This window comes from Sphingomonas sp. AOB5, assembly GCF_029433115.1.
In the GTDB taxonomy this organism is placed as follows: domain Bacteria; phylum Pseudomonadota; class Alphaproteobacteria; order Sphingomonadales; family Sphingomonadaceae; genus Sphingomonas.
This window is the reverse complement of record NZ_JARNTV010000102.1, coordinates 1-6,421: the sequence shown is the minus strand read 5'-3', so window position 1 is coordinate 6,421 and position 6,421 is coordinate 1. Positions and strand designations below refer to the sequence as shown.

Here is a 6,421-nt window from a genome sequence, read left to right as displayed (position 1 = left end):
CGTGGCGGCGCGGCTGGCGGCGAAGCTGGACGCGGTGCCGGGGGTCTCGGCGGAGGTTTCCGGCGGAAGGATCGAGGTTGCGGGGCGCGCGCTGTGGCGGCGGCCCGAGCTGCGCTGGATCGGGGGGATGCTGCGATGAGCGTGCGGGTGTTGCTGCAGGCCGGGGTGATTGCGGCGATCGACGGACTGGAGGTGAGCGGCGTGTTCGATGCGCCGCCGGTGCGCGCGGCGCTGCCCTATGCATTGGTCGAGGAAGTCGTGCTGGCCGACTGGTCGACCAAGGACATGGCCGGGCGCGAGGGGCGGTTTGCCGTGCAACTGCATGACGGCGGCGAACGACCGGCGCGGCTGCGGGTGCTGGCCGGCGCAGTCGAGGACGCGATCGAGGTGATGGACCGCGAACTGGGCGAGGGCTGGCGGATCGTGAGCCTGACCTTTGTGCGCGGGCGGATCGTGCGGGAGCGTGACGCGCATTGGACGAGCCTGAGCCAATTTCGGGTGCGGATGCTGAAGGAGAGCTGAGATGGCGGCGGAGAAGGGAAGCGCGTTCCTGCTGAAGGTGGGCGATGGCGGGGCGCCGGTAGTGTTCACCACGGTGGCCGGGCTGCGCACGACGCAGATGAGCGTGAATGGCGAAGCGGTGGTGATCACCAGCAAGGATTCGGGCGGGTGGCGCGAATTGCTGTCGGGCGCGGGGGTGCGTTCGGTCAGCGTGTCGGGCGCGGGCGTGTTCACCGGATCGGCGGCGGAAGCTCGGGTGAAGGCCAATGCGCTGACCGGGGTGATCGACGATTATCGGCTGGCGTTCGAGAGCGGCGCGACGATGACCGGGCGGTTCCTGGTGACGCGGCTGGACTATGCCGGTGATTTCAACGGGGAGCGTTCGTACACCCTTTCGCTGGAGAGCTCCGGGCCGGTGGTGAGCGCATGAACGCGGCCAATCCGGTGCGGGGCGAGGCCGGGATCCGGATCGCGGGCGAGATGCTGGTGCTGCGGCCGAGCTTTGCCGCGCTGGTGGCGGCGGAAGGCGAGATCGGGCCGTTGTTCGGGCTGGTCGAGCGGGCGGCGGAGGGGCGGCTTTCGCTCGGCGAGATGGTCGCGCTGTTCTGGCATTGTCTGCGCGAGCGGCCCGAGGCGCTGACGCGCGAGGCGTTCGGAGAAGGCGTGGCACAGGCTGGCCTGGCCGCGGCGACACCGGCGCTGAAGACGCTGATCGGGCAGATCCTGGCGGGGCGATGATGTTTGTGGAGCGTGCGGGACGGCTGGCGGGTGTGGCGGGCGCGATGTTCGGCTGGGGGCCGGACCTGTTCTGGAATGCGACGCCTGCGGAGCTGCTGGCGCTGGTGCAGGCGGTGTCGGGCGATGGCGCTGCGCCGCTGGCGGGCGGCGAGTTTGCGCGGCTGAAGGAGATGTTTCCCGATGGATGAGGAAATCGAGCGGCTGATCGTGAGCGTGCGCGCCGATACGCAGGGCTTTGCGCGTGACGTGGCCGAGATGCGCGGGATGATGGACGGGCCGATGGCGGCAGGTGCGGACCGTGCGGGGCAGGCGATCGAGAATGCGCTGATGCGGGCGGTGCGGACCGGCAAGTTCGGCTTCGAGGATCTGAAGCGCGTGGCGATGAGCGTGCTGAACGAGATTGCGGCGGAAGCCACGAAGGGCGGGCTGGGTGCGATCTTCGGCGGTGGTGGCGGATCGGGTGGCGGCGGGTTGTTCGCTTCGATCCTGGCCTTGTTCGGCGGATCGCCGGGGCGGGCGACGGGTGGGCCGGTGAGTCCGGGGCGGCCTTACTGGGTCGGTGAGCAGGGGCCGGAACTGTTCGTGCCAGCATCTAGCGGAAGCGTGATGGCCGCGCCGGGCGGCGGCGTCCGTGAGGTGCGCGTGGCGATCACGGTGAATGCCGGTGCTGGAGAGGCGCCGGGGGCACTGGCGCAATCGAGCAGGCAGGTGGCGCGGGCGGTGAAGGCGGCGTTGGCGGGGATTGAGTGAACGCATCCTGCGGAGGGATGGAGGGCCGATGAAATCGGCGGCCGGGAGAGTGGCAGCGAGAATGGGCTACGACTGCCCCTCTCCCCGGCCCTCTCCCCGACGGGGAGAGGGAGCATTCATGGGTTTCTGGCTGGCCTCCGCGCGGCGGGGGCAGATCGAGGGCGTCGTGTCGCGGTTCGATCCGCTTTACTGGACCGTCAATTTTCCGCGACCGATGATGGCGAGCGTGACCACGACCGCGCCGGATGCGCTGCGGGTGGATGCGGTGTTCTATCGGAGCCACGATCTGCTCGGGCTGATCTGGGAGGCCGAGGATCGGCACGATCATGTGCTGCTGAAATACGAAACGAACCGCGACTTCCGGCGATGCCGGTTGCGGTTTCGCTGGCAGTCGTCGGGCGTGATGGCGCTGGATGCCGTCAATGGGCCGGTGCTGACGATCGAGGGGCAGGACGAGGCGGGGGATCCGCGTGCCTGGTATGTGCGGTTGTGGAACTATGCCGCGGGTGATCCGGAGGACGCCTGGGTCGAGATCGACTTCGGACAAGTCGACGGCGGGTTCCTGTTGCCGGGCGAAGCCGATCCGGTGTGGGCAGGGGATGTCGACCGGATGTTCGTGTCGATCGTCGCGCCGGAGTTTACAGGCGAAGCGGGGGATCTGGACGCGCCCATAGAGGGCTGGGTCGAGCTTTCCGGAATCGACTGTTCGGGATCGGGTTCGGTGCTGGCCGTCGGCGATGTGGTGGTGCCCGAACATGGGATCGGGATCTGTTCGGGCTATGACGATTGCTATCATCTGACCCCGGCGCGGGTGCTGCGGAACGCGCTGCGGCTCGGCTATCGCGGGGACATCGTCCATTATGTGGGGATGAGCCATTATCCGCGGCTGGAGGCGAACTCGGGCGGCTGGTATGCGAGCCTGAGCGGTGGGGCGATCTGTACGCCTTGTGCGGCCTGGCATGCGGACTTTGCCGCGCGGGCCAAGGCGCTGGGTTATGGCGTGATCTGCTCGCTGTCCTACGAATTGCTCGATCAGCATGTCTGGGGCGACTGGAAGCAGCGGGCGGCGGATGGGTCGCCGGGGCTGACCGGATGGGAGCCGCCATCGGCGCTGTTGTCGCCGGCGCATGCGGGCGCGATGGTCTATCTGCGGGCCGTGGCGCTGGCGTTCGTGGGGATCGCGGCGGGTGCCGGACTTGAGGTGAAGTTTCAGGTCGGCGAGCCGTGGTGGTGGGTGATGCCCGATGGACGGCTGTGCATTCATGACGCGGCCGCCAGCGTGGCGCTGGACGATCCGGACGAGCAGAATGTGCGGGGCGCGCCCGATGTTGCGGTGCTGGATGCGGCGGGCGATTTGCTGGCGGCGTCCACGCTGGCGCTGCGCGATGCGGTGAAGGCAGCGGCGCCGGGCGGGCAGGTGATGCTGCTGGCGTATCTGCCGACGGTGCTCGATCGGGCCGCGCCGGAGCTGAAGCGGGCGAACCTGCCGTTGGGCTGGGCTGCGCCTGCCTTCGATGTGCTGCAGCTCGAGGATTATGACTGGGCGTCGCGCGGCAATGCGGCGGCGACGGCGCGGGGTATTGCCGAAGCGGAAGCGCGGCTGGGCTATCCGGTGGGCGACCAGCATTATTTCGCGGGCTTTGTGCTGAATGCCGAGGATGCGGGGCAATGGCGGGCGATCGATGCCGCGGCTGAAGCGGCGCGGGGGCGAGGCGTGGCGGCGAGCTTTGTCTGGGCGCTGCCGCAGGTGATGCGCGACGGGTTTGTTCACTTCGATCAGGAGGAAGACGTGGCGCCATTCGACGATGTGCTGTTCCCGCTGGCGCTGGGGCGCGAGGCGGAAGTGACGCCCGAAGTCTCGACGGCGATCGTGACCAGCGCGGGCGGTCAGGAGAAGCGCAACGCCGACTGGGCCGAGGCGCGGACCAGTTACGATGTGGGGCCGGGCGTGCGCAGCGAAGGCGATATCGCGGAATTGCTGGGGTTCTTCCGCGCGCGGATGGGACCGGCGCGCGGGTTTCGCTTGCGCGATCCGTTCGATTTCGAGGGCGTGGACGAGGTGCTGGGCACTGGCGATGGCGAGGCTTTGGCCTTTCCGCTGGTGAAGCATTATGGCGATGCGGCGAGGCGGATCACGCGGCCGGTGAGCGGGACGGTGTCGGTCGCGGTGGATGGGGTGGCGACTCATGGCTTCGCGTTGAGCGAGGGCGTGGTGACGCTGGACGTGCCGCCCGCCGATGGTGCGGTGGTGACTGCGAGCTTCCTGTTCGACGTGCCGGTGCGCTTTGCCGAGGACCGGCTGAGCGTGAGCCGGGCGACCTTCCTGGCGGGGGCGGCGGTTAGCGTGAAGCTGGTGGAGGTGCGCGAATGAGCTGGCTCGCGGGCGATCTCACCACGCTGGCTTTGTGCTGGCGGATCGAGCGGCGGGACGGGGTGACGATCGGGCTGACCGCGCATGATCGCGATCTCGAAATCGACGGGCTGGTCTATCGCGCGGCGCCGGGGATGACGCCGAGCGCGATCACGCGCAGCGCGGCGCTGGATAGTGATTCGATGGATGTGACCGGCGCGCTGACCAGTTCGGCTATCTCCGAAGCGGATCTGCTGGCCGGGCGATGGGACGGGGCGCAGGTGGCGGTGTTTGCGACCGACTGGACTGCGCCGGACGAGCGGGTTTCGCTGGGTGAGGGGACGATCGGGGCGGTCGAGACGCGTGGCGACGCACTGACCGCCGAGCTGCGCGGGGCTGCCGCGGCGCTGGAGCGGCCGGTGGTCGAGGAGACGTCACCCGAATGCCGCGCCGATCTGGGCGACAAAAGGTGCCGGGTGGCGATGGCCGGGCGACGGCGCCTTGCGCGAGTGACGGCGATGGACGGTGCGGTGCTGACGCTCGATTCGGCCGAGCCGGTGGCGAATGGCTGGGGTGGCGGGCGGTTGCGTTGGCTCGGCGGGGGCAATTCGGGGCTGGAGGATGCGGTGGCGCGATCCGAGGGGACGGAGGTGACACTGAGGCGGCCGCCTCGATTCGACGGCGCGGGCGCGCTGATCGAGATTATCGAGGGATGCGACAAGTCGATCGCGACCTGCGCGGGCCGGTTCGGCAATGCGGCCAATTTCCGCGGCGAACCCTATCTGCCCGGGATCGACCTGCTGACGCGCTATCCCGGTGGGTGAGCGTGCGCTGGCGGCGGCGCGGGCTGCCGTCGGGGTGCGCTTCCGGGTGCATGGTCGCGATTCGGCCGGGCTGGATTGCCTGGGGCTGGCCGGACTGGCGATGCGGGCCGAAGGGTATGAGGGCGAGGTGCCGAGCGGCTATGCGCTGCGCGGCGGCGATGCGGCGCGGGTGCGTGCGGCGATCGAGGCGGCGGGGTTTGTCGCCGGCGATTCCGCCGGAGACCTGCTGCTGATGCGCAGCGGGCCGGGGCAGCTGCACTTCGCGATCTCGAGCGGAGAGGGAATCATCCATGCCGACGCGATGCTGCGCCGGGTGGTCGAGCGGCCGGACGTGCCGTGGCCGGTGATCGGGCGCTGGCGTTTGCGGGAGAGGTGAAATGGCGACATTGGTGCTGAGCACGGTCGGCCAGATGATCGGCGGGCCGATCGGACAGATGGTCGGCGCGCAGCTGGGCCAGGTGATCGACCGCGAGATATTGTTCAAGCCGAAGGGGCGGGAGGGGCCGCGACTGACCGAGCTGGCGGTGCAGACATCCTCCTATGGCACGCAGCTCCCCAAGGTGTTCGGGACGATGCGGGTGGCGGGATCGGTGATCTGGTCGACCGACCTGATCGAGCATCGCAGCTCCGAAGGCGGCAAGGGGCGGCCGACGGTCACCAGCTACAGCTATACCGCGTCGTTCGCGGTAGCGCTTTCGGCGCGGGCGATCCTGAGCGTCGGGCGGATCTGGGCCGAGGGCAAGCTGCTGCGCGGGGCGGCCGGCGACTTCAAGGTAAGGACCGGATTCCGGTTGCATCCGGGCGATGAGGATCAGGCGGCTGACCCGCTGATCGCGGCGGCAGAGGGAATGACCCTGGCCCCGGCGCATCGCGGGATCGCCTATGCGGTGTTCGAGGATCTGGAACTGGCCGAGTTCGGCAACCGGATCCCCTCGCTGACTTTCGAAGTGATTGCCGATGCGGGGCCGGTCGATTCGGGTGCGGTGATCGAAGCCGTGACGGGCGGCGCGATTAGCGGCCTCGGCTCGCATCAGGCGCTGGCGGGCTTCTCTGCCCATGGCGCCAGCGTGCGGGCGGTGGCCGAGACGCTGGCTGGTGCAAGTGCGGGCTGGTTTCGCAGCGGCGAGGATATGATCGGGCTGGTGAGCGGAAGCGGCGAGACGCTGGAGATAGAAGATACGCGCGCTCGCGCGCGCGCGCGCGAGCGCGGGGAGCCAGCGGTCGATTGCGGCAGCGGACAGCGTGGCGCGCACGCTGA

Annotated in this window: 8 protein-coding genes and 1 pseudogene; all 9 read left to right on the top strand. The window is 69.3% G+C overall.

Annotation, left to right across the window (positions count from 1 at the left end; genetic code table 11):
- Nucleotides 1-135: 135 nt before the first annotated feature.
- Entirely contained in the window at nt 136-522 is a 387-nt protein-coding gene (locus P1X14_RS21275) for a DUF3168 domain-containing protein (RefSeq protein ID WP_277317428.1), read from the top strand.
- Nucleotide 523: 1 nt separating this feature from the next.
- Nucleotides 524-931, top strand: a complete 408-nt coding sequence (locus P1X14_RS21270; protein ID WP_277317427.1) for a phage major tail protein, TP901-1 family — start codon at nt 524-526, stop codon at nt 929-931.
- Entirely contained in the window at nt 928-1,239 is a 312-nt protein-coding gene (locus P1X14_RS21265; protein ID WP_277317426.1) for a gene transfer agent family protein, read from the top strand. The genes P1X14_RS21270 and P1X14_RS21265 overlap by 4 nt, the downstream gene beginning before the upstream one ends.
- Nucleotides 1,236-1,427: a phage tail assembly chaperone gene (locus P1X14_RS21260; RefSeq protein ID WP_277317425.1), complete on the top strand. Its 192-nt coding sequence runs from the start codon at nt 1,236-1,238 to the stop codon at nt 1,425-1,427. The genes P1X14_RS21265 and P1X14_RS21260 overlap by 4 nt, the downstream gene beginning before the upstream one ends.
- Nucleotides 1,420-1,989 carry a tail tape measure protein gene (locus P1X14_RS21255; RefSeq protein ID WP_277317424.1) on the top strand — a complete coding sequence of 190 codons (570 nt, stop codon included), beginning with the start codon at nt 1,420-1,422 and terminating at the stop codon, nt 1,987-1,989. Before P1X14_RS21260 ends, P1X14_RS21255 begins: the two co-directional genes overlap by 8 nt.
- A gap of 118 nt (nt 1,990-2,107) precedes the next feature.
- Nucleotides 2,108-4,360, top strand: a complete 2,253-nt coding sequence (locus tag P1X14_RS21250) for a DUF2460 domain-containing protein (protein ID WP_277317423.1) — start codon at nt 2,108-2,110, stop codon at nt 4,358-4,360.
- Nucleotides 4,357-5,163, top strand: coding sequence for a DUF2163 domain-containing protein (locus P1X14_RS21245; RefSeq protein ID WP_277317422.1), 807 nt, complete (start codon nt 4,357-4,359; stop codon nt 5,161-5,163). The genes P1X14_RS21250 and P1X14_RS21245 overlap by 4 nt, the downstream gene beginning before the upstream one ends.
- Entirely contained in the window at nt 5,150-5,539 is a 390-nt protein-coding gene (locus P1X14_RS21240; RefSeq protein WP_277317429.1) for a peptidoglycan endopeptidase, read from the top strand. The genes P1X14_RS21245 and P1X14_RS21240 overlap by 14 nt, the downstream gene beginning before the upstream one ends.
- Nucleotide 5,540: 1 nt before the next feature.
- Nucleotides 5,541-6,421, top strand: a pseudogene (locus tag P1X14_RS21235) (hypothetical protein); the annotation flags it as partial.

Coding starts and splice junctions, on each gene's coding strand:
- P1X14_RS21275 (WP_277317428.1), top strand. CDS start 136: ATGAGCGTGCGGGTGTTGCTGCAGGCCGGGGTGATTGCGGCGATCGAC.
- P1X14_RS21270 (WP_277317427.1), top strand. CDS start 524: ATGGCGGCGGAGAAGGGAAGCGCGTTCCTGCTGAAGGTGGGCGATGGC.
- P1X14_RS21265 (WP_277317426.1), top strand. CDS start 928: ATGAACGCGGCCAATCCGGTGCGGGGCGAGGCCGGGATCCGGATCGCG.
- P1X14_RS21260 (WP_277317425.1), top strand. CDS start 1,236: ATGATGTTTGTGGAGCGTGCGGGACGGCTGGCGGGTGTGGCGGGCGCG.
- P1X14_RS21255 (WP_277317424.1), top strand. CDS start 1,420: ATGGATGAGGAAATCGAGCGGCTGATCGTGAGCGTGCGCGCCGATACG.
- P1X14_RS21250 (WP_277317423.1), top strand. CDS start 2,108: ATGGGTTTCTGGCTGGCCTCCGCGCGGCGGGGGCAGATCGAGGGCGTC.
- P1X14_RS21245 (WP_277317422.1), top strand. CDS start 4,357: ATGAGCTGGCTCGCGGGCGATCTCACCACGCTGGCTTTGTGCTGGCGG.